The following is a 2,124-nucleotide window of genomic DNA, read 5'->3' on the forward strand; positions in this document are numbered from 1 at the left end:
TCTTCTGCACCGAGCCCACGCCGACGATGGCGCCGGTGATGGTATGGGTGGTCGACACCGGCACGCCCAGCGCCGAGGCGATGAACAGCGTGATGGCACCGCCCGTCTCCGCGCAGAAGCCGCCTACCGGCTTGAGCTTGGTGATCTTCTGGCCCATGGTACGCACGATGCGCCAGCCGCCAAACATGGTGCCCATGCCGATCGCCACGTAGCAGGAAACGATGACCCAGATCGGCGGCTCCGCACCGCCCTGCGCCACGTGGCCGCTGGCGATCAGCAACATCCAGATGATGCCGATGGTCTTCTGCGCGTCATTGCCGCCATGGCCCAGGCTGTACAGCGATGCCGAGACCAGTTGCAGCCTGCGGAACCAGCGATCGACTCGCGACGGCGGCGTGCGGAAGAATGTCCAGGCCACGATCACCATCATCAGCGAGCCAAGCAGGAAGCCCAGCAGCGGCGAAATGACGATAAAAGCCACGGTCTTGAGAAGACCACCGCCCACCAGGGCGCTGGTGCCGCTCTTGGCCACAGCGGCCCCAACCAGGCCACCGATCAGCGCGTGCGAGGACGACGAGGGAATGCCGTAGTACCAGGTGATCAGGTTCCAGGCAATGGCACCCATCAGGGCACCGAAGATCACGTAGTGATCGACGATGTTGACGTCGATCGTGCCAGTGCCGACGGTTGCCGCCACCTTCAGGTGGAAGATGAAAATCGCCACCACGTTGCACATGGCCGCCATGGCCACCGCGTGGTGCGGCTTGAGCACGCCCGTCGACACCACCGTGGCAATCGAGTTGGCGGCATCGTGAAAGCCGTTCATGAARTCGAACAGCAGSGCGAGMRCSACCAGCAGGCCGATSACCCACARGCTCATTTGWATKGTTTGCATGCCGATTTGTGCCTCAGGCGTTTTCCAGGACGATGCCTTCGAGAATGTTGGCGACGTCCTCGCACTTGTCGGTAATGGTTTCGAGCTGCTCGTAGATCGCCTTCAGCTTGATCAGGCGCTTGACGTCCGTTTCGTCGCGGAACAGCTTGGACATGGCGGCGCGCATCACGCGATCGGCCTCGGACTCGAGCTGGTCGATCTGCTGCGCCGTCTTCAGGATGGCGCCAGCATTGCTCATGTCCTCGAGCAGGCCTACCGCGATCTTGACCTGGTCGCAACACTGCACGCAGATCGAGGCCAGCTTGCGCGCCTCGTCGGTCAGGCTGGTCACGTCGTACAGTGAGATGGTTTCAGCCACGTCTTCCATCAGGTCGAGGATGTCGTCCATGGTGGTGATGAGCTTGTGGATCTCATCGCGGTCCAGCGGCGTGATGAAGGTCTTGTGCAGCAGGTCGATCGTGTCGTGCGTGATGCGATCGGCTTTCTTTTMCGTGGCCTGCACGCGGCGGGCGTGGGCCTCGGCATTGGGCAGGTCGTTGACCAGCACTTCCAGCTCGCGGGCGGCGGTCACCGCGCAATCAGCATGCTGGTTGAAGTATTCGAAGAACTTGCCCTCAGTGGGCATGAATCGGCCGAACAYGGAATGTTCCTTGTCGAAGCGCGGGGGCGCCGCGGGTAGTTACTGAATCAGGCGGATACGCATTAAACGACAGCCGCCCGAGGGCGGCTGTCATCAAAACGCAATATTTTACAGGTTTGTGCGGCGATGCCGGGGGACTTTGACACACGGCAGGCACGATCAACTGTGGCCACCGAGCCACGATGCCCGGCAAGCCGCGCCAAGACTGGCTTCAGTTGTCGTTGTCGAAGAAGGCGGGGCCACCGCTGAAGTTGTCGAACTTGGTGAACTGGCCCAGGAACGTCAGCCGCACGGTGCCAATTGGGCCATTACGCTGCTTGCCGATGATGATCTCGGACGTGCCCTTGTCCTGCGAATCGGGGTTGTAGACCTCGTCGCGGTAAATAAACAGGATCACGTCGGCATCCTGCTCGATAGCGCCGGATTCGCGCAAGTCGGACATCACCGGGCGCTTGTTCGGGCGCTGTTCCAGGCTTCGGTTCAGCTGCGACAGTGCAATCACCGGACAGTTGAGTTCCTTGGCCAAGCCCTTGAGCGAGCGCGAGATTTCCGAGATTTCGGTAGCGCGGTTTTCGCCGCCGCCCGAGCC

At 61.6% G+C, this 2,124-nt stretch carries 3 protein-coding genes; all 3 read right to left on the reverse strand.

What is annotated here, in order from left to right; all coding sequences use genetic code 11:
* A partial coding sequence (locus AC1DS3_RS37995; protein ID WP_477129287.1) for an inorganic phosphate transporter occupies window positions 1-895 on the reverse strand: 895 nt, incomplete at its 3' end.
* A 13-nt stretch (window positions 896-908) separates the two neighbouring features.
* Window positions 909-1,535: a DUF47 domain-containing protein gene (locus tag AC1DS3_RS38000; RefSeq protein WP_477129289.1), complete on the reverse strand. Its 627-nt coding sequence runs from the start codon at window positions 1,533-1,535 to the stop codon at window positions 909-911.
* A 211-nt stretch (window positions 1,536-1,746) separates the two neighbouring features.
* A partial coding sequence (locus AC1DS3_RS38005) for a DnaB-like helicase C-terminal domain-containing protein (protein ID WP_477129288.1) occupies window positions 1,747-2,124 on the reverse strand: 378 nt, incomplete at its 5' end.

Source organism: Cupriavidus sp. 01L46, assembly GCF_056399905.1.